At 71.4% G+C, this 26,424-nt stretch carries 23 protein-coding genes and 1 riboswitch; of the genes, 7 read left to right on the top strand and 16 right to left on the bottom strand.

Annotation, left to right across the window (positions count from 1 at the left end; all coding sequences use genetic code 11):
- The first annotated feature begins 25 nt into the window (after positions 1–25).
- Positions 26–1,519, top strand: coding sequence for a DUF2079 domain-containing protein (locus AC067A_RS16560; RefSeq protein ID WP_478620359.1), 1,494 nt, complete (start codon positions 26–28; stop codon positions 1,517–1,519).
- Between the two features lie 85 nt (positions 1,520–1,604).
- Here AC067A_RS16560 and AC067A_RS16565 read toward each other — a convergent pair whose 3' ends face one another.
- The 5 genes from AC067A_RS16565 to AC067A_RS16585 all read right to left on the bottom strand — a co-directional run bounded on the left by AC067A_RS16565 (position 1,605) and on the right by AC067A_RS16585 (position 7,039).
- Positions 1,605–2,834 (bottom strand): hypothetical protein, encoded by a 1,230-nt coding sequence (locus AC067A_RS16565; protein ID WP_478620362.1) that lies wholly within the window; start codon positions 2,832–2,834, stop codon positions 1,605–1,607.
- A gap of 48 nt (positions 2,835–2,882) precedes the next feature.
- Positions 2,883–3,908, bottom strand: a complete 1,026-nt coding sequence (locus AC067A_RS16570) for a C40 family peptidase (protein WP_478620364.1) — start codon at positions 3,906–3,908, stop codon at positions 2,883–2,885.
- Positions 3,909–4,103: 195 nt separating this feature from the next.
- Positions 4,104–5,141, bottom strand: a complete 1,038-nt coding sequence (locus AC067A_RS16575) for a C40 family peptidase (protein WP_478620367.1) — start codon at positions 5,139–5,141, stop codon at positions 4,104–4,106.
- Between the two features lie 257 nt (positions 5,142–5,398).
- Positions 5,399–6,763 carry an NYN domain-containing protein gene (locus AC067A_RS16580; protein ID WP_478620370.1) on the bottom strand — a complete coding sequence of 455 codons (1,365 nt, stop codon included), beginning with the start codon at positions 6,761–6,763 and terminating at the stop codon, positions 5,399–5,401.
- Between the two features lie 33 nt (positions 6,764–6,796).
- Positions 6,797–7,039, bottom strand: a complete 243-nt coding sequence (locus tag AC067A_RS16585; protein WP_017238847.1) for a hypothetical protein — start codon at positions 7,037–7,039, stop codon at positions 6,797–6,799.
- A gap of 158 nt (positions 7,040–7,197) precedes the next feature.
- Between AC067A_RS16585 and AC067A_RS16590 the strand changes: the two genes are divergently transcribed.
- Positions 7,198–7,932 carry a rhomboid family intramembrane serine protease gene (locus AC067A_RS16590; RefSeq protein WP_478620373.1) on the top strand — a complete coding sequence of 245 codons (735 nt, stop codon included), beginning with the start codon at positions 7,198–7,200 and terminating at the stop codon, positions 7,930–7,932.
- Positions 7,929–8,210 (top strand): Lrp/AsnC family transcriptional regulator, encoded by a 282-nt coding sequence (locus AC067A_RS16595; protein ID WP_189802211.1) that lies wholly within the window; start codon positions 7,929–7,931, stop codon positions 8,208–8,210. The genes AC067A_RS16590 and AC067A_RS16595 overlap by 4 nt, the downstream gene beginning before the upstream one ends.
- Positions 8,211–8,282: 72 nt before the next feature.
- On the opposite strand, the gene AC067A_RS16600 is transcribed toward AC067A_RS16595, so the two are convergent.
- From AC067A_RS16600 to ctaE, 6 genes are all read right to left on the bottom strand, one after another.
- Positions 8,283–9,683 carry an aminotransferase class V-fold PLP-dependent enzyme gene (locus AC067A_RS16600; protein ID WP_478620378.1) on the bottom strand — a complete coding sequence of 467 codons (1,401 nt, stop codon included), beginning with the start codon at positions 9,681–9,683 and terminating at the stop codon, positions 8,283–8,285.
- Positions 9,684–9,910: 227 nt separating this feature from the next.
- A riboswitch (SAM riboswitch) is annotated at positions 9,911–10,027 on the bottom strand.
- Between the two features lie 82 nt (positions 10,028–10,109).
- A complete protein-coding gene (gene trpD, locus AC067A_RS16605) occupies positions 10,110–11,174 on the bottom strand; it encodes an anthranilate phosphoribosyltransferase (RefSeq protein ID WP_478620381.1) in 1,065 nt (354 codons plus the stop codon).
- A gap of 130 nt (positions 11,175–11,304) precedes the next feature.
- On the bottom strand, positions 11,305–12,927 hold the full coding sequence (qcrB, locus tag AC067A_RS16610) for a cytochrome bc1 complex cytochrome b subunit (RefSeq protein WP_478620383.1): 1,623 nt from the start codon (positions 12,925–12,927) through the stop codon (positions 11,305–11,307).
- Complete coding sequence (gene qcrA, locus AC067A_RS16615; RefSeq protein WP_478620386.1) at positions 12,924–13,976, bottom strand: cytochrome bc1 complex Rieske iron-sulfur subunit; 1,053 nt, start codon at positions 13,974–13,976, stop codon at positions 12,924–12,926. The genes qcrB and qcrA overlap by 4 nt, the downstream gene beginning before the upstream one ends.
- Entirely contained in the window at positions 13,973–14,782 is an 810-nt protein-coding gene (gene qcrC / locus AC067A_RS16620; RefSeq protein ID WP_033203298.1) for a cytochrome bc1 complex diheme cytochrome c subunit, read from the bottom strand. Before qcrC ends, qcrA begins: the two co-directional genes overlap by 4 nt.
- Positions 14,783–14,856: 74 nt before the next feature.
- A complete protein-coding gene (ctaE, locus tag AC067A_RS16625) occupies positions 14,857–15,477 on the bottom strand; it encodes an aa3-type cytochrome oxidase subunit III (RefSeq protein ID WP_366302417.1) in 621 nt (206 codons plus the stop codon).
- 202 nt (positions 15,478–15,679) lie between these two features.
- On the opposite strand from ctaE, the gene AC067A_RS16630 reads away from it, so the two are divergent.
- Positions 15,680–16,081: a hypothetical protein gene (locus AC067A_RS16630; protein ID WP_478620391.1), complete on the top strand. Its 402-nt coding sequence runs from the start codon at positions 15,680–15,682 to the stop codon at positions 16,079–16,081.
- Positions 16,082–16,158: 77 nt separating this feature from the next.
- Here the strand turns inward: AC067A_RS16630 and AC067A_RS16635 are convergent, their stop codons facing one another.
- The 4 genes from AC067A_RS16635 to ctaC form a co-directional block, all read right to left on the bottom strand.
- Entirely contained in the window at positions 16,159–17,412 is a 1,254-nt protein-coding gene (locus AC067A_RS16635; RefSeq protein WP_478620393.1) for a L,D-transpeptidase, read from the bottom strand.
- A 122-nt stretch (positions 17,413–17,534) separates the two neighbouring features.
- Positions 17,535–17,933, bottom strand: coding sequence for a cytochrome c oxidase subunit 4 (locus tag AC067A_RS16640; RefSeq protein ID WP_478620396.1), 399 nt, complete (start codon positions 17,931–17,933; stop codon positions 17,535–17,537).
- Positions 17,930–19,666: an aa3-type cytochrome oxidase subunit I gene (ctaD, locus tag AC067A_RS16645; RefSeq protein ID WP_478620399.1), complete on the bottom strand. Its 1,737-nt coding sequence runs from the start codon at positions 19,664–19,666 to the stop codon at positions 17,930–17,932. Before ctaD ends, AC067A_RS16640 begins: the two co-directional genes overlap by 4 nt.
- Positions 19,663–20,628 (bottom strand): aa3-type cytochrome oxidase subunit II, encoded by a 966-nt coding sequence (gene ctaC, locus AC067A_RS16650; protein ID WP_478620402.1) that lies wholly within the window; start codon positions 20,626–20,628, stop codon positions 19,663–19,665. Before ctaC ends, ctaD begins: the two co-directional genes overlap by 4 nt.
- Positions 20,629–21,234: 606 nt before the next feature.
- On the opposite strand from ctaC, the gene AC067A_RS16655 reads away from it, so the two are divergent.
- The gene (locus tag AC067A_RS16655; RefSeq protein WP_478620404.1) at positions 21,235–22,623 is read left to right on the top strand and encodes an aminotransferase class V-fold PLP-dependent enzyme; all 1,389 of its coding nucleotides are present in this window, start codon (positions 21,235–21,237) and stop codon (positions 22,621–22,623) included.
- Between the two features lie 777 nt (positions 22,624–23,400).
- Here the strand turns inward: AC067A_RS16655 and AC067A_RS16660 are convergent.
- Positions 23,401–24,378, bottom strand: a complete 978-nt coding sequence (locus AC067A_RS16660) for a carbohydrate kinase family protein (protein ID WP_478620407.1) — start codon at positions 24,376–24,378, stop codon at positions 23,401–23,403.
- A 130-nt stretch (positions 24,379–24,508) separates the two neighbouring features.
- Here AC067A_RS16660 and AC067A_RS16665 point away from each other — a divergent pair, with 130 nt between their 5' ends.
- Complete coding sequence (locus AC067A_RS16665; protein ID WP_478620410.1) at positions 24,509–24,715, top strand: hypothetical protein; 207 nt, start codon at positions 24,509–24,511, stop codon at positions 24,713–24,715.
- A gap of 66 nt (positions 24,716–24,781) precedes the next feature.
- Entirely contained in the window at positions 24,782–26,236 is a 1,455-nt protein-coding gene (locus tag AC067A_RS16670; protein WP_478620413.1) for a hypothetical protein, read from the top strand.
- Positions 26,237–26,424: the final 188 nt, after the last annotated feature.

Genomic DNA, 26,424 nt, shown 5'->3' on the forward strand with positions numbered 1-26,424 from the left:
CTCCCTGTTAGGTCCTCCTTCTGACATGAACAACCCGAACCTCTCGGTCGACACGCTTCAGCGGCGCACCGCGACAGGGGGTACCGAGAGGGCCGCGGAGACATCCGGGGACGTCGCGGCGGGAAGGTTCCGGAAGTCCCCCTACCTGATGGCCGGCGCGTTCTTCGCGGTCTACCTGCTGCTGTCGGCGCGACGCCACGCGGCCAACCTCTCGACCGGCTACGACCTGGGAATCTTCACCCAGATCGTGAAGTCCTACTCCGAGCTCTCCGCTCCGTATTCGCCCCTCAAAGGGCCCGACTACAACACCCTCGGGGATCACTTCCACCCGATCCTCGCGCTGCTCGCGCCGGCCTACAGGGCGTTTCCCTCCAGCTGTACCCTGCTCGTCTGCCAGGCCGCCCTGGTCGCCTTCTCCGTCATCCCCCTGATGAGGTGGGCGCACGACGTCAGGGGGCGCGGGTTCGCCTCCTGGGTCGGGGTGTCGTACGGGGCTTCCTGGGGACTCGCCAAGCTGATCTCCTTCGACTTCCACGAAGTCGCCTTCGCCGTACCGCTGTTGACGCTCTCCCTCTGCGCCGCCGGGCGGCAGCGGTGGCGGGCGGCGCTCCTGTGGTCGCTTCCCCTGGTGCTCGTCAAGGAGGACCTGGGTCTCACGGTCGCCGCGATCGGCGCCTACGCGGCCTGGAAGGGACCGCGGGTCGCGGGGCTCGCCGTCGCCGCCTTCGGGGCCGCCGCGACGGCCCTGGAGATGCTGGTGATCCTGCCGTACTTCAACCCCCTCGGGAAGTTCGCCTACTGGCCGGCACCGACCCCCGAGGAGACGGGCCTGCTGATGCAGGCAGCCGAGGCCTTCTGGCCGCCGGTCAAGTGGCTCACGGTCCTGATGATCGTCGCGCCCACCGGTTTCCTCGCCCTTCGCTCGCCGATCGTGCTGATCGCGCTGCCGACCCTGGCATGGCGCTTCACCTCGCCGAACCCCTACCACTGGGGGACGGATTTCCACTACAGCGCGGTGCTCATGCCCATCGCCTTCGCCGCCGCCGTCCACACCGTGGCCTCGGGCCGCGTGACCGCGCGCCGGCTCGTGCCCGCCTGTGCCGTCGGAGCGGTGGTCACGGCCGTCACCTTCTTCACCCATCCCCTGCACGAGCTCGTGCTCCCGCGGACCTGGACCGGGTCCGCCCACGTCCGGACCGCGGACGCGCTGCTCGCGAGGATCCCCGACGGCGCGACCGTGGCCGCGTCGAACCAGCTCGCCGCCCAGCTCGTGGACCGCGCCACCGTCAGCGAGATCTGTCTCTTCCCCCGCTCGTTCCCCCCGTCCGAGCCGCCCGGGTGGCTGATCTACGACGACACCGACATGACCGACCCGGACTGCGCGGCCGGCCGGGCGATGGAGGCGGCCACGCCGGACGTCCCCGGCTACCGCCTGGTCGACCGGCGCGACGGGATCTCTCTCTTCGCCAGGACCTCCGACGAGGAGAACGCGGGGCGCCAGAGGCCCCGCTCCGGCTGACCGGGGACCCGGCCCGTGATCCTCCGGGCGGGTCCTGGAAGGCGTCCGGTCCCCGCCGGCCCGGCATGACCGGCAAGGCCGCCCCCTAAGCAGGGTCCGCGCCGCCGAGCCGGTCCGTCAGATAGGCGCGCCAGTCGGCGGTGAACCGTTCCGGGGTGGTGTCCAGGACCTCGTGGAGGGCCTTCTCCACCGCCCCCTCGCGGCCCGGGTGGGCGCCCACGGCGCGATAGAACGCGGTCAGCTTCCCGGCGCCCCAGCGCTCGGCGATCAGCTCGCAGGCGAGCCAGCCGCCCTCGTAGGCCCGCGCGAGGGCGTCCGCGTCGCCGCCGAAGGAGAAGTCGGCGTCGTCCGGGAGCCGGTCGGGCGGCTCGCCCGCGCGGACCGCGCGGCGGAGTTCGGGCGCGGCCTGGGCGGGGGTGCGGCCGGCGCCCCGGTAGGCGACCCAGTCGGCGAGACCCTCGGAGAGCCAGACGGGGGTGGCCCTGGTGGTCTGGACGCGCGTGGCGACGTGGGTGGTCTCGTGGGTGAGGACCAGCTGCCGGCCGAAGGCGCCCAGCATCGCGTACGCGTCCGGGTTGACGATCACCCGGTCCGCGGGCGCCTGCGGGCCGCCGCCCGCCTCGCCGGTCGTGACGGCCGCGATGCCCCGGTAGTCGGCGGCCGACCCGCCGAGGAGCCGGCCCATCGCCTCGACCGACGCGGGCACGAGGACCACGATCCGGCCCGCCCAGCTCCCGCCCCAGGCGTCGCCGACCGCGGGCACCGCCCGGTCCGCGGCCACCGCGATCTCCCGCAGCCGCTCCGCGCTCTGCCCCACGCCGAGGACGAGGCTGCGGCGGCCTGTCACCGTCTCCACCTCGCCCTGCTGCCAGAGCTGCTGCGGCGCGCCCTCGGCGCCGCGGTCACCGGTCACGTACCAGCGGCCGTCGCGTTCGACGAGGTCCAGGATCCGCTCGGTGGTGGCGGGCCCGGAGTCGTACCCCTTGATCCGGTACCCCAGCTCGACCTCGGCGGTCGCCCGGTCCTCGCCGGTACGGTCGACGTCGGTGACCCGGTAGTCGAGGCCGCCGAGCGGGATCCTCGCGAGCCGGTCGAACTCGGTGCGGGCCACCGGTGCGAGCGCGGGGTCGACGGCCGCGAGGTAACCGGCCCGGTCCCGGTCGAGCAGCGCCCGCGCGTGCCGGTCGAGCAGGGTCTGGATCTCCCGGGGCGACGGGTCGGCCGGCGCGGGTGCCGCGCACCCTGCGAGGGTCAGCAGGGCCGCCGCCGCGCACGCGACCGCGCCGCGCGCCGCTCCACTCCCCTGACCTGCCACGCCCCCGATCGTACGGTCGAAACGGCGGGCCCTGTCTCCGGCCGGGTGTCAGACCCGGGTCACCGTCACGTGGGACATCATGTTCACCGGGTCGTAGCGGACCCGCGCGCCCGGGTAGGGGGCGTGGATGACCTGCCCGTTGCCGGCGTAGATGGCGACGTGGCTGGCGTCGCCCCGGTAGGTGACCAGGTCCCCGGGCTGCGCCTGCGACAGCGGCACCTGGCGGCCCGCGTACCGCTGCGCCGACGAGGTGCGCGGCAGGCTGATGCCGGCCTGGCGGTACGACCACACCATCAGGCCGGAGCAGTCGAAGGCGGAGGGGCCGGTCGCGCCCCACACGTACGGCTTGCCGATGGCGCTGCGGGCGGCGATCACCGCGGCGGCGGCCCGCGAGGAGGCGGGGCCGAGGTCGGCGAGCGGAGGCAGTTCCTCGGCGGGCCCGCCGTCGCGCCCGCCGGAACGGGACGCGCGGTCGTAGTCGGCGCGCTCCTCCGCGGTGAGGGAGGCGAGCACCCGGCGGGCCTCGGCGAGCTTGCGCTCGACAGCGAGCTTGTGGCGGGTGACCTCGGCGCGGCTGCGCTCCAGTTCGCCGAGGGCCGTGCGGGCCTCGGACCGCTTCTGGTTCAGCCGGCGCTGCTCGCGCTGGAGTTCGCCGAGCGCGGCGCCCTGCCGGGCGGTGGCCCGGTCGAGGGCGGAGGCGCGGTCGAGGTAGCTGTCCGGGTCGGAGGAGAGCAGCAGGGCGAGGGCGGGGTCGATGCCGCCCGAGCGGTACTGGGCTCCGGCGACCGAGCCGAGCGCGCCCCGCATGCGGTTGATGCGCTCCTGGCCGCGGGCGAGGCCGTCCCGGGCCTCGGCGACCGTGCGGCGCAGCGCGTCCGTCTTCTCGTCCGCGCGGTTGTAACCCTCGGTGGCCTTCTCGGCCTCCTCGAAGAGGCGGTCGACCGTGGCACGGGCGGCCGCGGGGCTCGCTCCGGGGTCGGCGCTCGCGGGGACGGCCCCGAGGGACGCCGCCGCGGTGGCCGCCGCGGCGGCGGTGAGGACGGTGACCCTGGCGGGTCGGCGGTGGGACGCCACGAATCGCGCTCCGTTCGGCTCGACGCAGACTGGCGCGGCAGACAGTAGCCGCTGATCACTCCGCGTCCAACGAAGGCGCCGGGCACACAAAGTGACGCCCCGCCGGAGAACACAGGTCACCGGCGGGGCGTCAGGTCAGCGCGCGTCGCGGCGAACCACCCGATTGGGCGGCACGCCACGGCGGTTCGTCGGGCGTCAGCTTCCGATGCGGACGCCGAACTGGAAGGAGCCCATCGTGTTCATCGACTCGTAGCGGACGTAGGCGCCCGAGTAGGGGGCGTGCAGGACGGTGTTGTTGCCCGCGTACAGGCCGACGTGCTGGAGGCCGTTGAAGAAGACCAGGTCGCCGGGCTTGAGCTGGCTGCGGCCGATCTTCGTGCCGTCGTTCTGCTGGGTGTACGTGGTGCGGCTGAGGTCGATGCCCGCCTGGCCGTACGCCCACTGGGTCAGACCGGAGCAGTCGAACGAGCTGGGGCCCTCGTGGCCGGAGACGTACGGCATGCCGACCCGGGTGTCGGCGGCGGCGAGGGCCGCGGCGCCGAAGCCGTTCGACGGGGCCTCGCTGCCCAGGTTGACCCGCTCGCCGGCGTCGCGGCTGGCGCGCTGCTCCTGCTGCTCCAGCTTGGCCTTCTCCTCCGCCGTGAGGGTGTTGAGGAGCTTCTGGGCCTCGGCCAGCTTGGCCTGGAACTTCTTCTTCTTCTCGCCGAGGGTCTTGCGGACGTCCTCGAGGTCGGCCAGCTTCGTGGTGGCCTCGGCCCGCTGCTGGGCGAGCGTGCGCTGCTTGGCCTGGATCGAGGTGAGCACGTCGGCCTGCTGGGCGCTCAACTGGTCGATCGCGGACGCCTTGTCGAGGTAGGTGTCCGGGTCGGCGGAGAGGAAGAGCTGGAGCGCCGGGTCGATGCCGCCGGAGCGGTACTGGGCGCTGGCGACCGAACCGATCTGGTCGCGCAGGGTGTTGAGCTCCTGCTGACCACGGGCGACCTTGTCCTGCAGGTTGCCGATCTCCGTCTGCAGCTTGCCGCGGCGCTCCTCGGCGAGGTTGTACTGCTCCGTGGCCTCTTCGGCCTCGTGGTGCAGCTTGTCGACCTTCGACTTGACCTCGTCGATCTTGGGCTTGGCGGGGGCCGCCTGGGCGCCGGACTGGGCGGTGAACGCCACGGCGGCGGCCGCGGTCACAGTGAGCACGGTCACACGGGCGCGGCTCGGCTGCTTGGGTCGACGGTGGGACGCCACGAAGGCGATCTCCTTCTTCCTCAGAGCCGCCCAACCGGTCAGGGGCAGGCGGTTCCTCCGCCGTCACCCCGGATGGGTGATCAACCGCGCGAAGGTTCGATGCCCGACCCTAGTGACCAAGCCGTGATCAGTTCAAATCCCACCGGCAAAAATATTGCTCACGCAGCACTTTGTTTACACGCACCGCACGGGCAGTGATGGTGACTTGACGGTCCGCCATCCAGAATTCGGGCATAGCGCCCACGGGTTGCGATGCGTCACGAGAGGCGCGAAAGCCGCTTCAGCAACAAGACGGACGCCACCGGCCGCGCACCCGCCTTCGCGACCCCGTCGGCCACCTCGCGGTCGGTGGAGACCACCACGACCGGGCGCCCCGGCGGCTCGGCCCGCACCAGCTGACGGATCAACTCGTCGGCCGTGACACCGGGCTTGGAGAACAGCACCCGCACCCCTCGCGGCGGCGCCAGCAGCACCGGTGCCGCCAGCTCCGCCCCGTCGAAGACACAGGTCACCTCGGCGCCCGAACGGGCGGCGAGGGCCGAGAGGCCGCCGAGCAGCCGAAGCCGCTGCTTCTCCAACGGCATGGTCGGGTAACCGGTCTTGGTGACGTTGTAGCCGTCGACCACCAGATGCGCCTGCGGCAGCGCGAGGAGCTGGTCGAGCAGCGCCGGATCGGTCTCGGACAGGGCCCGCGCCGCGATGTCCTTCGGGGACATCCGCCCCGGTTCCACCGCGTCCACGGTGTCCGCCGGGTGCACCGAGAGGGGCGGCAGCGCGAGTTCGCGGCGCAGCCCCTGGGCCGCGTCGAGGACGGTGTCCAGGAGCAGCCGCAGCCGCATGTCCTCCACCGAACGCCCCTCACGGGCCGTCCGGCGGCTCGCTTCCAGGGCCGCCTCGACCTCGCCGAGGCGCGCCTTGAGCCGCCGGGTCTCGCTCTCGGCGGAGGACAGCTGGGCCGCCCCCTCCGCGCGCACGGCGTCGATCTCGCCCTGGGCCCGCCGCAGCGCGGCCTCGCCGCGCTTCACGTCGCTCTGGGCGCTGCGCAGCTTGCGGTGAAGCGATTCCGCTTCCCTGCGGGCCGCCTCCAGGTCGTGCCGCAGCTGCTCGGTCTCGCTCCGCGAGCGGTCCCGGGCGGCGGCGAGCTCCTCGCGGAGCCGCTCGAGCTCCCGCCGGCCGGCCTCGTCGGCCCGCTCGGCGTCGGCCCGCTGGGCCTCCTCGCCCGCGGCGGCCACGAGCTTGACCCAACCGGACGGGCGCAGCACATAGGCGGCGGCGGCCACGTCGACGGGGTCGGCGGCGGCCGGCGGGGTACCGGTCTCCACCGCCCCGGCCAGCTCGGGCTGGTCCTGCCTGAACCGCTCGGCGATGCGCTGCCGGAAGAGCGGGTCGCTCTCCAGGGCGGCCGCCATCGCGTTGCCGGCGAACTTCGCCCGCCGGCTGGCGGTGAAGCGGGCGTACTGACGCAGGGGGGCGGGGAGCTCCGCGACGGTCAGCCCGCCGAAGGCGTCCGCCACCAGCGCGACGACCCGCCGCCGTACGCCTTCCGGCAGTGGGTGGTCGAGCGTCTCGGCAGCGTCACCTGCCGCGCCGGCCGGCTCTCCACCGTGCGCGGGCTGCTCCACGATCCGTCACCCCTATGTCGTCCGCGCCGCTCCTCAGGAGGCGGCGCCCGGCCTGTCCACCAGTTCGATCTGGTCCACCGCGTTGCACCAGCGGCAGCGGACCGACTCGATGGTCTCACTGACCACCTGCCGCTCCTCGACCGTCGGATCGCCCGCGAGGTCCAGATGGACGTACTCGACGACCTTCGAGGAGCGCGTCACGTCGAAGCGGGTCAGGTTGCCGCAGAGGGTGCAGCGCCAGCGGGTCTCGGCGGTCGGCAGGGGAACCGTCGTCATCGTGCCGTCCTTCTTCCTGTTGCGTGGTACCAGGTGCGGGAGCCGCGGTGCGCCGTCGAACTGCGGTCGTCGTGCCCGTAACCCTACGGCCTTGCCCGTACCCCGGGGCACGGCGAGGCACTCTGTCCACTTCGACCCCGGTACGCGATGATCTGTCCATGATCGATTGGCGAGGAGCGGCCCGCGGCGCCTGGCAGGGCGCGCGCACGGGCCCCACGGTGACCTACGGACTGATCGCCGCCTGCTGTCTCCTCTTCGTCGTCAGTCCCGTCTCCGGTGTCAATCCGGTGTACGGCACCGGTGACACGCTCCTGGCCGCGCAGGGGGCGTACTTCCGCCGCTGGGGCGTCGTCCCCGCCGAGCTGATGACCGGCGAGCCGCACGCCCTGCTCACCCCCCTCACCGCGCTCTTCGTCCACGGCAGCTGGCTCCACCTGCTCGGCAACATGCTGTTCCTGTACGTCTTCGGGGCGATGGCCGAGGAACGCATGGGAGCCGCCGGGTTCGCCCTCTTCTACCTGGCCGTCGGCTACCTCGCGCTCCTCGGGTACGCGGTGGCGCACGCGGACAGCGAGCAGACCCTCGTGGGGGCGTCGGGGGCGATCTCCGGGGTGCTCGGGGCCTTCCTCTTCCTCTTCCCGCGCGCCCGCGTCACCAGCCTCTTCCCCTTCCTCCTCTTCCTGCCGCTGCGCTTCCCCGCCTGGATCGTGCTGATCTTCTGGTTCGTGCTCCAGTGGCTCGCCGCGCGCGCGGCCGGACCGGGTCCCGGGGTCGCCTACCTGGCCCACGTCGTGGGCTTCTCGGTCGGCTTCCTCTACGCCTGGGGGTGCTACCGGGGTGGGGATAGAGTGAAGGCTCCAGCCGCGGCGACCGAGGGAGAAAGCCAGCCGTGATCACCGCGATCGTGCTCATCAAGACCAGCGTGGACCGCATCCCCGAGATCGCCGAGGCGATCGCCGCGCTCGACAGCGTCAGCGAGGTCTTCTCGGTGACCGGCACGTACGACCTCATCGCCATGGTCCGCGTACCCCGCCACGACGACCTGGCGGACGTGATCCCCGGCCGCATCAGCAAGATCCCGGGCGTCGAGGCCACCGACACCCACGTGGCGTTCCGCACGTACTCCCAGCACGACCTGGAGGCGGCCTTCGCCATCGGTCTGGAGTCCTGACACCCGGGACCGCGCGACACGCGAAGGGGGCCTCCCGGCGGGGAGGCCCCCTTCACCCGTACGAGTGACCGATCAGCCGCGGTCCGGGACGCAGCGGCCGTCCTCGGTGCGGTACTTCCACTGCGCGCCGTCGCGGACGAGCTCCTTCACGGCGCCGACGAAGCGCTCCACGTGCTCGTCCGGCGTACCGGCACCGAAGCTCACCCGGATGGCGTTCAGCGAGCGCTCGCCGGGCGCGGCCTCGGGGGCGCCGCACTCGCCCGGGTCCTGCGGGTCGCTGCCGAGCAGGGTCCGGACCAGGGGGTGGGCGCAGAAGAGACCGTCGCGGACGCCGATGCCGTACTCGGCGGAGAGCGCGGCGGCGAAGTGGGAGCTGTTCCAGCCCTCCACGACGAAGGAGATGACGCCGACCCGGGGCGCGTCGTCACCGAAGAGCGAGAGCACGCGCACCTCGGGCACCTCGGCGAGGCCCGCGCGGACCGTGTCGATCAGGTGCTGCTCGCGGGCGACGAGGGAGTCGAACCCGGCCTCGGTGAGCGCCTTGCAGGCGGAGGCGATCGAGTAGACGCCGATGACGTTCGGCGAACCGGCCTCGTGCCGGGCCGCGGTGGTGTGCCACTCCACGTCCACACCACCGTCGGCCCGGCGGGCCACCTTGCGGGAGGCGCCGCCGCCCGCGAGGTAGGGCTCGGAGTCCTGCAGCCAGTCGGCGCGGCCGGCGAGGACGCCGGAGCCGAAGGGCGCGTACAGCTTGTGCCCGGAGAAGGCGACCCAGTCCACGTCCGACTCCTGCACGGAGACCGGGTGGTGAGGCGCGAGCTGGGCGGCGTCGAGGACGATCCTGGCGCCGTGGGCGTGCGCGGCGGCGGCGAGCTCCTTCACCGGCCACAGCTCGCCGGTGACGTTGGAGGCGCCGGTGACGCAGACCAGGGCGGGGCCGTGGGGGTCGCGGTCGGCGAGGGCGCGCTCCAGGGTGGCGACGGCCTGCTCCGGGGTCCGCGGCGCGTTGAGGTAGGTGACGCGGGCGTCGCGCCAGGGCAGCAGCGAGGCGTGGTGCTCGGTCTCGAAGACGAAGACCTCGCAGCCGGCCGGGATCGTGGCGGCGAGCAGGTTGAGCGAGTCGGTGGTGGAGCGGGTGAAGACGACCTGGTCGCCGGGGCGGCAGTCCAGGAACTCGGCGACGGTGACGCGGCTGTTCTCGAAGAGGTCGGTGGAGAGCTGCGAGAGGTATCCGGCGCCCCGGTGGACGCTGCCGTAGTAGGGGGCGTACGCGGCGACGTCGTCCCAGACCCGCTGGAGGGCCGGGGCGCTGGCCGCGTAGTCCAGCGCCGCGTAGGTCACCTCGCCGCCGGTGACGAGCGGGACGGTGACGTCCCGGCCGAGGACGGGCAGCGGGGCGGCGCAGCAGGGGTCGGCGCTCTCGGTGGCGGCGGTCTCGACGGTGGTGGTGGCGGCGTTCGGGCGTGCGGACATGGCGGAATCTCCCGGCGGGCGGTGCGGAATGGCTTCGGTGGATCCCGTACGCGGCCGGATGCGGCGGGGTACGGGTGATGCCTCGGAGACGGCGGGGGCGTACGCCGGTACACGGGTACGCGGAAGAGGCCCTGCTCCGAGGGTGAAGAAGGGGCGGAGTCGCCCTATCGCATTCGCTTGCTCACGGAAAACGCTCCTCGAGAGACCAGGACCCCTGGTGTTCGAGGGGTCCGCGCTTGCCGTAGACCTCGCTGCCTACGGCCTGGTCATCACCCGGGGCACCCCGCCACGGACGGAGGGTTGCCGGACAGCAAGCCGGGGCCTAAACGCTGTCACTCGTGACCTGAGAAGCATCCTGCCACATGATCGCCGATGCGCAAGACCCCGGTCCGCATGACGGACCGGGGTCGTACGGCCGAAGAGGGGTCAGGCGTTGCTGGCGGCGATCCACCGCTCCAGGCTCCGGCGGGCCGCGCCGGAGTCGATCGACTCGGCCGCCTTCGCCATGCCCGCGGACAGCTGCTCCGCCAGGCTTCCCGTGCCGGGCTCCAGGGCGGTCAGCGCCGCCGCCGCGTTGAGCAGCACCGCGTCCCGGACCGGACCCGTCTCCCCCGCCAGCAGCCGCCGTGCCACGTCGGCGTTGTAGGAGGCGTCCGCGCCGCGCAGCGCCTCCAGGGGGACGAGGTCGATGCCGACGTCCCGCGGGTCGAAGCGCTCCTCGGTGACGGTGCCGTTCCCGACCACCCAGACCCGGGAAGTGGCGGTGGTGGTCAGCTCGTCCAGGCCGTCGTCGCCGCGGAAGACCAGGGCGGAGTTGCCGCGGTCGGCGAGGACGCCGGCGACGATCGGCGCCATGCGCGGGTCGGCGACCCCGACGGCCTGGGCGCGCACCTTGGCCGGGTTGGTCAGCGGGCCGAGCACGTTGAAGGTCGTCCGGATGCCCAACTGGCCGCGCGCCGCGGCGACGTGCCGCAGCGACGGGTGGAACCTCACCGCGAAGCAGATGGTGATGCCGGCTTCCTCGGCGACCTCGGCGACCCGCTGCGGGGTGAGGTTCAGGTTGATGCCGAGCTTCTCCAGGACGTCGGAGGAGCCGGAGGCGGAGGACGCGGCGCGGTTGCCGTGCTTGACGACCTTCGTCCCGGTGCCGGCGACCACGATCGACGCCATCGTGGAGATGTTCACCGTCTTGGCGCCGTCGCCGCCGGTGCCGACGATGTCGACGGCCGGACCCGGCACCTCGATCACGTTGGCGTGCGCGTACATGGTCCGTACGAGACCGGCGATCTCCTGCACGGTCTCGCCCTTGGCGCGCAGCGCCACCATGAAGCCGGCGATCTGGGCGTCGGTCGCCTCACCGCTCATGATCAGGTCCATCGCCCAGGCCGTGTCGTCGGCTGAGAGGTCCTTGCCGTCGAGCAGGCCGTTCAGCAGGACGGGCCAGGAGCGGCCCGCCGACGTAGGTCCTCCAGCGGGGGTCGCAGCGCTCATGGCAGCTCCTGGTGATCGTGACGGATGCGGTCCCACCCTATCGAGCCGGCGGGACGGCAAAGAGCCCCGTCCATCGAATGGACGGGGCTCTCGCCGTGGCGACTCTCAGGAAGTCAGGAGGTCAAGGTGATCAGTGGTGGCCGTGGCCGCTCTGGATCTCCTTGTACTCCTCGACCGTCGGCTTGGCGATCTGGCTGTCGCCGCCGTAGTAGCCCTTGTTGAGCTTGACCCGGAGCTTCTCCATGGCGCCGACCTTGCGCTCCACGCCGTTCTCGTCGACGGCCGGCGGAAGCTCCGCGGCGTCGTACTGCTCGTGCGCGGTGAGGCGGTGCAGCTCGCCCTGGCTGAGCGGCTCGTGGACCTCGACGAACTCACCGTGCGGCAGGCGCTTGATGATGCCGGACTCGCGGCCGTGCAGCACCTTGTCCTTGTCGCGGCGCTGGAGGCCGAGGCAGATCCGCTTGGTGACGATGAACGCGATGACCGGGCCGAGGAAGAAGAAGATCCGGACGAACCAGGTGATCGAGTTCAGCGACAGGTGGAAGTGGGTCGCCCAGAGGTCGTTTCCACCACCCACGAGCATGATCATGTACGCGGTGATCCAGGCGACACCGAAGGCGGTGCGCGTCGGAGCGTTGCGCGGGCGCTGCGCGATGTGGTGCTCGCGCTTGTCGCCGGTGATCCAGGACTCGATGAACGGGTAGACCGCGATCGCGGCCAGGACCGCCGGGAAGATCGCCAGCGGGATCATCACGCCCAGGACCAGCGTGTGGCCCCAGAGGTTGATCTCCCAGCCCGGCATGACACGGATCAGACCCTCGGCGAAGCCCATGTACCAGTCGGGCTGGGCGCCGGTGGACACCTGGTCCGGGCGGTACGGGCCGAGGGCCCAGATCGGGTTGATCGAGGCGATCGCCGCGATGACCGCGATGACACCGAAGACCAGGAAGAAGAAGCCTCCGGCCTTGGCCATGTAGACCGGCAGCAGCGGCATGCCCACGACGTTCTTGTTCGTGCGGCCGGGGCCGGCGAACTGCGTGTGCTTGTGGAAGAACACCAGGATGAGGTGGGCCACCACGAGGCCGAGCATGATGCCGGGCAGCAGCAGCACGTGGGCCGAGTAGAACCGGGCCACGAAGTCGCCGCCGGGGAACTCGCCGCCGAACAGGAACATCGACAGGTACGTGCCGATGACCGGCACGGACAGGATCGCGCCCTGCATGAAGCGGACACCGGTGCCGGAGAGCAGGTCGTCCGGGAGCGAGTAACCGGTGAAGCCGGTGAACATGCCCAGGAAGAACAGCAGGAAGCCGAACAGCCAGTTGATCTCACGCGGCTTGCGGAACGCGCCGGTGAAGAAGACGCGCATCATGTGCACGAACATGCCGGCGAGGAAGATCAGCGCCGCCCAGTGGTGGATCTGCCGGATGAGCAGACCACCGCGGACCTCGAACGAGATGTGCATCGTCGAGTTGAACGCCTCGGACATCAGCTGTCCCTGCAGCGGGACGTACGGTCCGACGTACTCCACCTCGTTCATCGACGGGTGGAAGAACAACGTCAGGTAGACGCCCGTCAGGATGATGATGAGGAAGCTGTAGAGGCAGATCTCGCCCAGCATGAAGGACCAGTGGTCCGGGAAGATCTTCCGCATGTTGGCCTTGGCCAGCGTGTAGATCCCCAGGCGGCCGTCGGCCCAGTCGGCGACCCGCTCACCGGCGGGTGCTTTCTTGGATTCGGTCACGGTGCTCATCCGCGCTCCCAGAAGGCAGGACCGACGGGCTCGTCGAAGTCGCCGAGCGCCTCCAGGAAGCCCTTGTCGTTCACGCCGATCCGCAGCTGCGGAAGGGCGTGACCGGCCGGGCCGAAGATGACGCGGGCGCCGTCGGAGAGGTCGAAGGTGGACTGGTGGCACGGGCAGAGCACGTGGTGCGTCTGCTGCTCGTACAGGGAGATCGGGCAGCCCACGTGGGTGCAGATCTTCGAGAAGGCGACGATGCCCTCGTGCGACCACTCGAGCTCGCGCTTGTCCTTGATGTCCTCCGGCTGGATCCGGACGATCATCAGGGCGGCCTTGGCGATCTCGACCTGGAAGTCGTGGTCGTGCTCCGAGAGGCCCTCGGGCATCGCGAACGTCAGCGAGCCGACGGCGACGTCCTCGGGACGCAGCGGCTCGTTGGTGTTCATGTTGATGAGCTGAAGACCCTTGGCCCACATGGTGGTCCGGAGCTTCTTCTCGGGCAGCGGGCCCATGTCACGCAGCAGCACGAGGCCGGAGAGCGGGACGAGCGACAGCGCGCCGAACATCGTGTTGCGGATGAGCTTGCGACGGCCCATGCCCGACTCGGCGGCACCGGCCGCGAAGTCCGCCATGACCTTCGCCTTGGTCTCCGGGTCGGCCTGGATCGGGTGCCGCTCGTCCGCGATCTCGACGTCGGACATCAGGGTGCGGGCCCAGTGGACCGCGCCCGCGCCGATGAAGAAGAGAGCGAGACCGAGGGTCCAGCCCAGGGCGAAGTTGAGCGCGGACACCCGGCCGAACGGCCAGATGTACACGATCTGGTCGACCGGGAAGATCACGTACGAGGCGATGAAGCCGATGGTGGCCAGCATCGACAGCGTGAACATGAAGGCGACCGCGCGCTCGGACCGACGGGCGGCACGCTCGTCGATGTCCTGGATGCGGGGCTTGTGGGGCGGGAGGCCCGGGTCGGCGAACGGGTCGTCGGCGACCTTCACCGCGCCGTGCGCGGTGTCCTGCCCTGCCGGCAGGTTCTCTTCTGGAATCTCTTGGCTACTCATGACTTCTTGGCCTTAGCGGTGTGGGCCGCGACCCAGATGGCAACTGCGATCAGCGCACCCAGACCGAAGACCCAGGCGAACAGACCCTCGCTGACGGGGCCGAGGCCACCGAGCTTGAGACCGCCCGGGTTGTCGGCCTCGTCGCTGTTGACGGCCTGGACGTACGCGATGATGTCCTTCTTCTCCTTCTCCGGCATGGTGGTGTCCGGGAAGGAGGGCATGTTCTGCGGGCCGGTCTGCATGGCCTCGTAGAGGTGCTTCGGGCTCACGCCTTCGAGGTTCGGGGCGTACTTGCCGTAGGTCAGCGCGCCACCCTCACCGGTGAAGTTGTGGCACTGGGCACAGTTGGTGCGGAACAGCTCGCCACCCTTGGCGATGTCGGCACCCTCAGGGCTGTACTGGCCCTCGGTCGGCGTGATCGGGCCGGCACCGAGAGAGGCGACGTACGCCGCGAGCTGATCGATCTCAGCCTGCGAGTAGATGACCTTCTTCTTCGGGACCTGGGCGCCCGGCTGCTGGGCCGGCATGCGGCCCGTGCCGACCTGGAAGTCGACCGCGGCGGAGCCGACGCCGACGAGGGACGGGCCGTCAGAGGTGCCCTGACCGCCGGTTCCGTGGCAGCTGGCGCAGCCGACGGAGTAGAGCTTCTTGCCCTCCTCGATGGCGAGGGACTGGGCGGTTTCATCGGCCTTCGCCGTGCCCGCGGGCGCGAACGCGGCGTACAGCCCCCCAGTGGCCGCCAGCGCGAGAAGTAGGACGACGACCGCCGCCAGCGGATGGCGTCGTCGTGCGGAGAGCTTTTTCACGGATTACCCCGGTGTCAGGATCTTCTGCGTCGATGCTTGCTGGATGTCTCGGTCCGCCGTGTCGGCGGGACCGATTACTTGATCATGTAGATCGTGGCGAAGAGGCCGATCCAGACGACATCGACGAAGTGCCAGTAGTAGGACACGACGATGGCGGCGGTTGCCTGCTCGTGAGTGAACCTCTTGGCGGCGTACGTCCGGCCCAGGACCAGCAGGAAGGCGATGAGACCGCCCGTCACGTGCAGGCCGTGGAAGCCGGTGGTCAGGTAGAACACGGAGCCGTACGGGTCCGACGAGAGCGAGAGGCCCTCGTGCTTCACCAGCTCGGTGTACTCGAAGACCTGGCCGCCGATGAAGATCGAACCCATCACGAACGTGATGATGAACCACGTCCGGAGCTTCTTCACGTCACCCCGCTCGGCGGCGAAGACGCCGAGCTGGCAGGTGAGAGAGGAGAGCACCAGGATCGTGGTGTTGGTCGCCGAGAACGGGAAGTTCAAGGCCGAAGCCTGTTCCGCCCAGAACTCGGCACCCGTCACCGATCGCAGGGTGAAGTACATCGCGAAGAGGGCCGCGAAGAACATCAGCTCGGAACTCAACCAGATGATGGTTCCGACGCTGGTGAGGTTCGGTCGATTGACCGACGGGTGCGCGTGCCCTGTTTCTACTGTCGTTACTGTCGCCACGACCGACATTATGTCGGTCGCTTATCCCGCCCTCACTCCGGGGGGTGCCGTTCGGAGTGTCCGAGGCGTGTGTCCAGCCCGAACGGCCCAGTGGAAGCGCCCCCGGGCGCCCTTCGAACAGATGTTGAACGGGTGTTGACGAGGTGTGGAGCGGAGTAGCATCCGGCGCATCGATCGACGACCATCCCACGGACTTCCACGCGGAGGAACGATGCAGTCGAGTGCCACGGTCCTGCTCTACAGCGACGACGCGAACACCCGCGAGCAGGTACGCCTCGCGGCCGGGCGCAGGCCGGCGGCCGACGTTCCCCCGGTCGAGTTCGTGGAGTGCGCGACGCTCCCCGCCGTGCTCAAGCGCCTGGAGGAGGGCGGCATCGACGTGTGCGTCCTCGACGGCGAGGCCGCGCCCGCGGGCGGCATGGGCGTCTGCCGGCAGATCAAGGACGAGGTCTTCCGGTGCCCGCCGGTGCTGCTGCTGATCGGGCGCCCGCAGGACGCCTGGCTGGCCACCTGGAGCCGCGCGGACGCCGCGGTCACCCTTCCGGTGGAACCGGTGGAGTTCGCGGCGTCCCTGGCGGCCCTGCTGCGCTCCCGCCTGTCGATCGACGCCTGAGCCGGTCGGAGCATCGTCGCGCGAGCCGATCAGGACGTCATCGTGTGAGCCGGTCGGCGCATCGCCGCGTGAGCCGGTCAGAGCGACGGGCGTAGGCGGGCCTTCTCGGTGGGGGCGACCGGGCTTCCGGCGGCCTCCACCAGGGCGCTGCCCTCGCGCCACTTGTCCCAGGACAGGTTCCAGTCGCCGAAGCCGTTGCCGAAGGTGTCCATCGTCTTGCCGATGCTGTTGACGACGCGGACGATGTCGCCGGGGCGGACGGTCTCGTAGAACCAGGCCGCGTTCCCGGTCGACATGCCGACACAGCCGTGGCTGACGTTCGCCACGCCCTGCGAGCCGACCGACCAGGGCGCGGCGTGGACGTACTCACCGCTCCAGGTGACCCGGGTGGCGTAGTAGACCGGCAGGTCGTACGACTCCGAGCTGCCCTCGGAGATGCCGATGCTGGTGCCCCGCATGCGGACGTAGTACTCCTTGCCGAGGATGACCTTGATGCCGTTTCGGGTAGAGAAGCCCGGTTTGCCGGTGGTCACCGGAATGGTATTGATCACTTCTCCGTTGCGCTTCACCGTCATCTGGTGCGACCCGGCGTCGGCCACGGCTTCTATGTGGTCGCCGATGGTGAGCTTCAGGGGTTTGGACGCGCCGCCGTAGAGCTTGTCGCCGACCTTGAGGCCGTCCAGGTTGCCGGTGACCGTGACGAGGGCGCCGGCGGGCCAGTACTCCTTCGGGCGGAAGTGCAGTTTCTTGTCGTCCACCCAGTACCAGGCGCCCTCGACGAAGGGCGTGGAGCGGACCTTCAGGGCCCGTTCGACGACCGCGCGGGCGGCCCGGTCCTTGACGGGGAGGCTGAGGTCGGCCGTGATGGGCTGCCCGACGCCGTAGGTACCCGCCTCCGGCCCGAAGGTCGCGGTGAGGGCCTGTTTGGCCGGGGCCGTCTCGAAAGTGAACGTACGGGCGCCTGGGGCGCCGTCGTCGTCCTCCGTGGCCACCCGGACGGTGTAGCGGGCGCCGGCCGCGAGGGCGGCCGTGGAGCGCCAGCGCTGCCCGTCCGCGGTGAGTTCGCCCGCGAGGTGGCGTCCCGACTCGTCGGTGGCGGTGACGTCGGTGATCCGGCCGCCGTCGCCCTTGGCGGTGATCTCCAGGGGCTTCTCGGGGTCCGCCTTGGCTCCGTCGGCGGGGGCGTTGACCGCGAGCTGGTCCGCCGCGTCGTAGGCCTTCGCCGACAGCGGATGGCCGTCGGAGCCCGCGCACGCCGTGGCGGCTGCGGTGACGGTGACGGCCAGAAGAGTGCAGCTCAGAACAGTCCGAATGCGCGGCGTGTCGTTCATGACTTCACGCTAAGGACAATCCTCACGACCAGCGCGTCGAGTGCTGCAAAAGAGGGGCCCGGCCACTTCGGTGACGAAGTGTCCGGGCCCCTCGGTGTGCTCCGGTGCGGAGCGGGGTAACGCTACTGGTTCTGGTTCTCACCGCGGTAGAACTCGAAGACCCAGCCGAAGATGCCGACGAGGATCAGCGGGGCGGAGAAGTACAGGATCCACCAGCCCATCGCGACGGCGAGGAAGGCGAGCGCACCACCGACGGCCAGCGAGAGCGGCTGCCAGCTGTGGGGGGCGAAGAAGCCCACCTCGCCGGCCTCGTCCGCGACGTCGGCCTCCTTGTCGTCCTGCGCCATCGCGTCGACACGCTTGGCCGTGAAGGCCAGGTAGTAGCCGATCATGATGGACAGGCCGAAGGCCAGGAAGAGCGCCGTCGTGCCGACCGGCTCCTTGGACCAGACGCCGTAGAGGATCGCCATGGCAAGGATGAAGACGCTCAGCCAGATGAACATCTTGCCCTGGATCTTCACTTGCCGGCCTCCTTGCTGCCCGTGAGGGCCGCGGCCTCGTGCGGCTTGTTCTCGAGCTGGTCGACAGCGGTGATCTCAGGGTGGTGCAGGTCGAACGCCGGGGATTCCGAACGGATCCGCGGCAGGGTGAGGAAGTTGTGCCGCGGCGGCGGGCAGGACGTCGCCCACTCGAGCGAGCGGCCGTAGCCCCACGGGTCGTCGACCTCGATCTTCTTGCCGTACTTGGCGGTCTTCCAGACGTTGTACATGAAGGGAAGGATCGACAGGCCGAGCAGGAAGGAGGAGATCGTCGAGATCGTGTTCAGCGCGGTGAAGCCGTCGGCGTCGAGGTAGTCCGCGTAACGACGCGGCATGCCCTCGGCACCCAGCCAGTGCTGGACCAGGAACGTGCCGTGGAAGCCGATGAACAGCGTCCAGAACGTCATCTTGCCGAGCCGCTCGTCCAGCATCTTGCCCGTGAACTTCGGCCACCAGAAGTGGAAGCCGGCGAACATCGCGAAGACCACGGTGCCGAAGACGACGTAGTGGAAGTGCGCGACGACGAAGTACGAGTCGGAGACGTGGAAGTCCATCGGCGGCGAGGCCAGGATGACACCGGTCAGACCACCGAAGGTGAAGGTGATCAGGAAGCCGATCGTCCAGAGCATCGGTGTCTCGAAGGACAACGAGCCCTTCCACATCGTTCCGATCCAGTTGAAGAACTTCACGCCGGTCGGTACGGCGATGAGGAACGTCATGAAGGAGAAGAACGGGAGGAGCACGCCACCGGTGACGTACATGTGGTGCGCCCACACGGTCACGGACAGACCCGCGATCGCGATCGTCGCGGCCACCAGACCGATGTAGCCGAACATCGGCTTGCGGCTGAAGACCGGGATGATCTCGGAGACGATGCCGAAGAAGGGCAGCGCGATGATGTACACCTCTGGGTGTCCGAAGAACCAGAAGAGGTGTTGCCAGAGCAGCGCTCCGCCGTTGGCCGCGTCGAAGACGTGGGCACCGAACTTGCGGTCCGCCTCCAGGGCGAACAGCGCGGCCGCCAGCACCGGGAAGGCGAGCAGGACCAGGACACCGGTCAGCAGCACGTTCCAGGTGAAGATCGGCATGCGGAACATCGTCATGCCCGGAGCGCGCATGCAGATGATCGTGGTGATGAAGTTGACCGAACCGAGGATCGTGCCGAAGCCGGAGAAGGCCAGACCCATGATCCACATGTCGGCGCCGACACCCGGCGAGCGGACCGCGTCCGACAGCGGGGAGTAGGCGAACCAGCCGAAGTCGGCCGCACCCTGCGGGGTGAGGAAGCCGGCCACCGCGATGATCGAGCCGAAGAGGTACAGCCAGTACGCGAACATGTTCAGCCGCGGGAACGCCACGTCGGGCGCGCCGATCTGCAGCGGCATGATCCAGTTCGCGAATCCGGCGAACAGCGGCGTCGCGAACATCAGCAGCATGATCGTGCCGTGCATCGTGAACGCCTGGTTGAACTGCTCGTTCGACATGATCTGCGTACCCGGACGGGCCAGCTCGGCGCGCATGAAGAGCGCCATGAGGCCGCCGACGCAGAAGAACGCGAACGACGTGACCAGGTACATCGTCCCGATCGTCTTGTGGTCAGTGGTGGTCAGCCACTTGATGACCACGTTGCCGGGCTGCTTGCGCCGTACGGGCAGCTCGTTCTCGTACGAGTCCTCAGCTGCGGCGGCACCCTGGGTTTCGTTGTGGATGCTCACAGTTGGTTCTTCTCCGCATTCCTGGCCGGGTCCGTCTGCTCGATGCCAGACGGGATGTAGCCGGTCTGCCCCTTCTCGGCCAGCTCCTTCAGGTGCTGCTGGTAGCGCTCCGGGGAGACCACCTTGACGTTGAAGAGCATCCGGGAGTGGTCGACACCGCACAGCTCGGCGCACTTGCCGAGGAAGGTGCCTTCCTGCGTCGGGGTCACCTCGAAGGAGTTGGTGTGACCCGGGATGACGTCCTGCTTCATGAGGAAGGGGACCACCCAGAAGGAGTGGATGACGTCACGCGAGGTCAGGACGAACCGGACCTTCTCGCCCTTCGGCAGCCACAGGGTCGGACCCGGGTTCCCGGTCTGCGGGTTCCGGTCGCCGGGGATACCGGCGTCGTAGACGCCGCCCGCCTTCTCCGGGAAGTCCGCGAGGAACTTGTCCGGAATCGAGGCGAGGTTCTTGTCCGTCTTGGCGTCACCCTCGACACCGGGCACGTTCTCGATGTAGTTGAAGCCCCAGCTCCACTGGTAGCCGACCACGTTGACCGTGTGAGGCGGCTTCGGGGTGAGCTCGAGGAGCTTCGACTCGTCGCGCGCGGTGAAGTAGAAGAGCACCGAGACGATGATGAGCGGGGTGACCGTGTACAGCGCCTCGATGGGCATGTTGTAACGGGTCTGCGGAGGTACCTCGACCTTGGTCCGGGTCCGCCGGTGGAAGATGACGGACCAGAGGATCAGGCCCCACACCAGGATTCCGGTGATGAGCGCGGCGGCCCAGGAACCCTGCCACAGGGAGAGGATCCGAGGCGCCTCTTCCGTCACAGGGGTGGGCATGCCAAGGCGAGGGAAGTCTTCCCAGTTGTACGAGCAGCCCGTGGCTGTCGCCAGGATCAGGCCCGCAGTCAGCACCTGCGGCAGCTTCCGCCGCATCGGGCGCCGCGACGAGCGGTCGGAGCCGTTGGGACTCACGTAGCGCCTTCCCGAGAGTCTCGGCCCGCAGTGGTCGGCCACGGCCGTCCGTCTCGCTGGTCGGTCGCCGCCCCGGCCGCGGGCAGGGGTTTGGATGTTTATGCGGACCAAACCCTACTGGACGCTATTTGGGGTCGCGCGGGGAGGGTGCCCAACGCGCCGTCCGAGCCCCCGAAGGGGTGGACTCCAGCCTTCCGCAGGCGTGTCGCACACCCCCGTCCGGCCGTCTGCCGACGCCCCGCACCCCCCTCCTGACGGGAACTCACCCGCGGCGGGAGGGGGAGCGCGGCAGGGGTCGGGGGCGGGGGTGGGGTGGGGGGCGGGGTGCCCGGGGTGCCCGGGGCGCCCGGGGTGGGAGGTAGTGGGCGTGCGGCGTGGGAGCGGGGGCGTGGGAGTCGGTGGGGCCGGGGGGAGGGGCGTGGGAGTCGGTGGGGAGGGGCGGGTCCGGCGTGGGTGGGCGTGGGCCGGGAGGGCGTGGGAGTCGGCGGGGCCGGGTGGGCGGGGCGTGGGGGCGTGGGGGCGTGGGGGCGTGGGTGGCTGCGGGGAGGGGCGGGTCCGGCGTGGGTGGGCGTGGGGCGTGTGGGGGGGAGGACCTACCGTGGACGGATGCCGTACTTCGATGCCGCGTCCGCCGCTCCGCTGCACCCCGTCGCCCGCCAGGCACTGCTCGCCTCCTTGGACGAGGGGTGGGCCGACCCGGCCCGGCTCTACCGGGAGGGCCGGCGGGCACGGCTGCTGCTGGACGCGGCGAGGGAGGCCGCGGCGGAGGCCGTGGGGTGTCGCCCGGACGAGCTCGTGTTCACTCCTTCGGGGACGCGCGCGGTTCACGCGGGGATCTCCGGCGCGCTCGCGGGGCGCCGGCGGGTCGGGGACCGGCTCGTGGTCTCGGCCGTCGAACACTCCTCCGTCCTGCACGCCGGCGAGGTCCACGCGGCGGCGGGCGGCACGGTGACCGAGGTGCCGGTGGACCGGTCCGGGGCGGTGAACCCGGCCGTCTTCGCCGCCGCGCTCGACTCCGCCACCGCCCTCGCCTGCCTCCAGTCGGCCAACCACGAGGTGGGAACCGAACAGCCGGTGGCGGAAGCGGCCGAGGCCTGCCGCGCTGCGGGCGTGCCGCTGCTCGTGGACGCCGCCCAGTCCCTCGCCTGGGGGCCGGTGGAGGGCGGCTGGTCGCTCCTCGCGGCCAGCGCGCACAAGTGGGGCGGCCCCGCGGGCGTGGGGCTGCTGGCCGTACGCAAGGGCGTCCGCTTCGCACCGCAAGGACCGTCCGACGAGCGGGAGTCGGGGCGGGCCCCCGGCTTCGAGAACCTTCCGGCGATCGTCGCCGCGGCCGCCTCCCTGCGGGCGGTCCGGGCCGAGGCGGCGGCCGAGGGCGCCCGCCTGCGGGCCCTGGTGGACCGGATCCGGGCACGGGTGCCGGAGCTGGTGCCGGACGTGGAGGTGGTGGGCGACCCGGCGCGCCGGCTCCCCCATCTCGTCACCTTCTCCTGTCTCTACGTCGACGGAGAAACGCTGCTGCACGAACTGGACCGGGAGGGTTTCTCCGTTTCATCCGGTTCGTCCTGTACGAGCTCCACCCTGACGCCCAGCCATGTCCTGCGCGCGATGGGCGTCCTGAGCGAGGGCAACGTCCGGGTGTCCCTCCCCGTCGGCACCACCGCCGAGGACGTCGACCGTTTCCTCGACGTCCTGCCCGGCGTCGTCGCGGGCGTCCGCGAACGCCTCGGCGCCCCCGCCGCCCCTCCGGTCGCGCCCCCGGCCGACTCCGGATCCCTCGTCGTCGACGCGCTCGGCCGGCGCTGCCCCATCCCCGTCATCGAGCTCGCCAAGGTCATCGGCGACGTCCCCGTGGGCGGCACGGTGACCGTCCTCGCGGACGACGCGGCCGCTCGGCTCGACATTCCGGCGTGGTGCGAGATGCGGGGGCAGGAGTACGTGGGAGAGACCTCCTCCTCCCCTGGCGGCTCCGCCTACGTCGTCCGCCGCCGAACCTGACGCCCCTCCGGCCCCCGCCCCGGCGGCCTCCCCTACGGGCCCGCACCCACCGCGCCCCGCCCCCTGCTGCCGCTCCCACTGCCGCGTGAGCCGGCCCGCGCCCCCGTGTGGGCCGGGGCCCGCCGCGCCTCCCATGTGGGGCCCGCACCCGTGTGGGGGCCCGCCCCCGTGTGGGCCTTCGGCCCGCCCACCGTCGCGTGGGCCGCGGCCGCCGTGGGGCCCGCGCACGCGCCGTGAGCCATGCCTCTGTCGTGAGAGGCGGCGCTCGCTTGGGTCGTCGCCGCGCCCGCCCTGGGGGCCCCTACCGCCGTGGGGGCCGCGCACGCGCCGTGAGCTGCGCCCTGCCGCGAGACCCGGCACCCGCTTGGGTCGTCGCCCCACCGCCGTGTGGGCCGCACCCACCGCCGTGTGGCCCCTCGCCCGCTGCCGTGTGGGCAATCGTCCCGCTGGGCGGGACGGGTGGGCACACGGGACGGCGCCCTTGGCGGCGCCTCCGCCCCTTGTGCCTGAGCCCGCACCGGTACGGCGTCGCACGACATGGTGCGGGTTCGGGCGCGGAAGCCTGGGCCCGGCAAAGGGCGCCGTCCGTTGTGCCCACCCGTTCCGCCCCAGCGGAACGATTGCCCACAACGGGGTGGGCGGAGGCACGGGGGTGGGCGCCGCTCGGCGGGACGAATGCCACGACGGGGCGGGGCGCAGGTCACAACGGGTGGGGTGGGGTCCGCGGAGCGGGGGTGGGCGGCGCCCAGGGGGCGAGGCCCCGCGAGGGGCGGGGGGTCAGGCGGTGAGGTGGGGGCGGAGGGTGGCGGCGGCGTCGTCGCCGTACGCCTTGGTGAAGCGGTCCATGAAGTTGGCGCGCGCGAGCGTGTACTCCTGCGTGCCCAGCGTCTCGATGACGAGCGTCGCGAGCATGCACCCGAGCTGCGCCGCGCTCTCGAGCCCGACGCCCCAGGAGAGCCCGGTGAGGAAGCCGGCGCGGAAGGCGTCGCCGACGCCGGTCGGGTCGACCTTGGCGTTCTCCTCGGGGCAGGCGACCTCGATGGGGGTCTCGCCGACGCGCTCGATGCGGACGCCGCGCGAGCCGAGCGTGGTGATCCGGTGGCCGACGCGGGAGAGGATCTCGGCGTCGGTCCAGCCGGTCTTGGACTCGATGAGGCCCTTCTCGTACTCGTTGGAGAAGAGGTAGGTGGCGCCGTCCAGGAGGGTGCGGATCTCCTCGCCGTCCATGCGCGCGATCTGCTGCGAGAAGTCGGCGGCGAAGGGGATCTCCCGGGCCTTGCACTCCTCGGTGTGCCGGAGCATCGCCTCGGGGTCGTCGGCGCCGATGAGGACGAGGTCGAGGCCGCCCACGCGGTCGGCGACGGCCTTGAGCTCGATCTGGCGGGCCTCGCTCATCGCGCCCGTGTAGAAGGAGCCGATCTGGTTGTGGTCCTTGTCCGTGGTGCAGACGAAGCGGGCGGTGTGCAGGACCTCGGAGATGCGCACCGAGCCGGTGTCGACGCCGTGCCGGTCGAGCCAGGCGCGGTACTCGTCGAAGTCGAAGCCCGCGGCGCCGACCAGGACCGGGCGGCTGCCGAGCTGCCCCATGCCGAAGCAGATGTTGGCGGCGACGCCTCCCCGGCGCACGTCCAGGTTGTCCACGAGGAAGGACAGGGACACCGTGTGGAGCTGGTCGGCCACGAGCTGGTCGGCGAACCGGCCGGGGAAGGTCATGAGGTGGTCGGTGGCGATGGAGCCGGTGACTGCGATACGCACGGTGGGGCGCTCCTGCGGGAAGGCGGTGATGACAGTTCACGCTACCGGTTGGCCGGTGCGCTGCCGAACAGTGGAAACTACCCCAGAGTAGGGCTTTTCTCCGGAGTGGTGCCGTGCATACGGTGCGCCCATGACCACCTACCCCGCTCCCCGCGAGCGACACGAGTCCGAGCTCAGCCTCGCGCAGCTGCGCGGCGACGGCGCTCGGATGGCCCCCCACTGGGTCGCCCCGGTCTCCCCCGCGCCCGCACCGGTCTCCCCCGCGCTGATCCACGGGGTGGTCGTGCCGGCCGCCTCGGCGCGGCTGATCGACGCCACCGCCGAGTACGGCGGCTGACGGACGGAACCGTCCGCGCCTCCGCTCCGTCCCACCCCTGTCCGATCGAGACGAGGGAGCGTTGCGGTGAGCGGTACGGAGAACGTGCGGAGGCGACGGAACGTCCTCGCCGCCTCGGTGGCGGCGGGAGTGCTGCTGGCCGGGGGGGGCGGGGTCTACCTGGCCACCACGGCGTCCGGCGAGGCCACTCCGGCCGGAGCGGGCGCCGGTGCCGCGGACGCGGCCGGCCCCCCGCCACCCCTGCGCCTGGAGGGCGGCAGCGGCGGTGCCGGGATCGCGCCGGGTGAACCCGACCCCGGTGGCGGCCCCAACGGGACCGTCTACACAGCCAAGGGCCCACTCCCCCACGGGCCCTCCTCGGCCGCGGTCCACCGGCCCGGGGGCCTGGTCACTTCGGCGGAGGTGACCAGGCTGGCCGAAGCCCTGGGCGTCTCCGGGAGCCCCGCCCTGGAGGGCGAGGTCTGGACGATCCGTCCGGAGAAGGACGGCTCGGGGCCCCGCCTGGACGTGGCGCGGAAGGCGCCGGGGAACTGGACCTACTCCTGGTACGACGGCGGTCCGGTCGGCGACACCTGCCTCAAGGGCAAGGCCTGCCCGCCGCCCGGTGAGGCGAAGACCCCGCGCGGCGGTTCGCCGGTGAGCGAGGCGGCGGCGAAGGCGGCGGCCGCCCCGGTCCTGAAGGCGATCGGCCAGGACGACGCGAAGGTGACCGCGACGCAGGTCATGGACGGCTCGGTGCGGGTGGTCAACGCCGATCCGCTGGTCGGCGGTCTGCCGACCTACGGCTGGTCGACGGGGCTGCACATCGGGCCGGACGGCCGGGCGGTCGCCGGCAGCGGGACGCTCGGGGAGCCGGCCGCGGGGGCCGCGTACCCGGTGGTCGGGGCGGCGAAGGCGCTCGCCGAGCTGAACGAGAAGTCGAAGGGCACGGGCCCGGTCGGCATCGGCGGCTGCGCGACCGACCCGCCGGCCGCCACGGACGGCGCGGTGAAGGAGGGCGGCACCGCGGAGCAGCCGGCCGCGCCCTGCCAGTCGATCGTGGACATGGCGCCGCCGGCGCAGGTCCCGGTGACGGGCGCGGTGTTCGGTCTGGCCGCGCAGGACGTGGCGGGCGAGCGGGTGCTCGTACCGGCGTGGCTGTTCACCGCGGACCCGGCTGACGGGGCGCCGTACACGGCGGTGGAGACGGCGGTGGCCCCGCAGTACCTGGCACCGCCGGTGACGCCGTCACCGCCGGCCGAGGGCACGGCGCCGGTCCGGCAGGTCGAGTCGTACCGCACGGACGAGAGTGGCCGGAAGCTGACGGTCACCTTCTGGGGCGGGGTGTGCAGCACGTACACGGTCACGGCGGGGCAGACGGCGGAGCGCGTCACGGTCCGGGTGGCGGAGGCACCGGCCGATCCCGACCGGGTGTGCGTCGCCATGGCGGTGGAGGTCACGAAGACGGTGCCGCTGGACGGCCCGCTCGGCGCGCGGCCGGTGATCGACGGGGCGAGCGGGGAGCCGGTGCCGCGGCGCTGACGGCTCGGGAGAACGCATGAGGGCGGGGGGGGGGGGGGGGGGGGGGGGGGGGGGCCCGCGGGGGGGGGGGGGGGGGGGGGGGGGGGGGGGGGCCCGCCGGTGCGGGAGGCCGGTCACCGGTGCGGGGCGCGGGGCCGCGGGTGCCGGTGCGCGGCGCGGGGCGCCGGGTACCCGTGCGGGGTGCGCTG

It is taken from the genome of Streptomyces sp. NPDC043176 (assembly GCF_056436715.1).

Coding starts and splice junctions, on each gene's coding strand:
- AC067A_RS16630 (WP_478620391.1), top strand. CDS start 15,680: ATGCAGTCGAGTGCCACGGTCCTGCTCTACAGCGACGACGCGAACACC.
- AC067A_RS16560 (WP_478620359.1), top strand. CDS start 26: ATGAACAACCCGAACCTCTCGGTCGACACGCTTCAGCGGCGCACCGCG.
- ctaE (WP_366302417.1), bottom strand. CDS start 15,477: ATGTCGGTCGTGGCGACAGTAACGACAGTAGAAACAGGGCACGCGCAC.
- AC067A_RS16590 (WP_478620373.1), top strand. CDS start 7,198: ATGATCGATTGGCGAGGAGCGGCCCGCGGCGCCTGGCAGGGCGCGCGC.
- AC067A_RS16665 (WP_478620410.1), top strand. CDS start 24,509: ATGACCACCTACCCCGCTCCCCGCGAGCGACACGAGTCCGAGCTCAGC.
- AC067A_RS16600 (WP_478620378.1), bottom strand. CDS start 9,683: ATGTCCGCACGCCCGAACGCCGCCACCACCACCGTCGAGACCGCCGCC.
- AC067A_RS16655 (WP_478620404.1), top strand. CDS start 21,235: ATGCCGTACTTCGATGCCGCGTCCGCCGCTCCGCTGCACCCCGTCGCC.
- trpD (WP_478620381.1), bottom strand. CDS start 11,174: ATGAGCGCTGCGACCCCCGCTGGAGGACCTACGTCGGCGGGCCGCTCC.
- AC067A_RS16635 (WP_478620393.1), bottom strand. CDS start 17,412: ATGAACGACACGCCGCGCATTCGGACTGTTCTGAGCTGCACTCTTCTG.
- AC067A_RS16585 (WP_017238847.1), bottom strand. CDS start 7,039: ATGACGACGGTTCCCCTGCCGACCGCCGAGACCCGCTGGCGCTGCACC.
- qcrB (WP_478620383.1), bottom strand. CDS start 12,927: ATGAGCACCGTGACCGAATCCAAGAAAGCACCCGCCGGTGAGCGGGTC.
- qcrA (WP_478620386.1), bottom strand. CDS start 13,976: ATGAGTAGCCAAGAGATTCCAGAAGAGAACCTGCCGGCAGGGCAGGAC.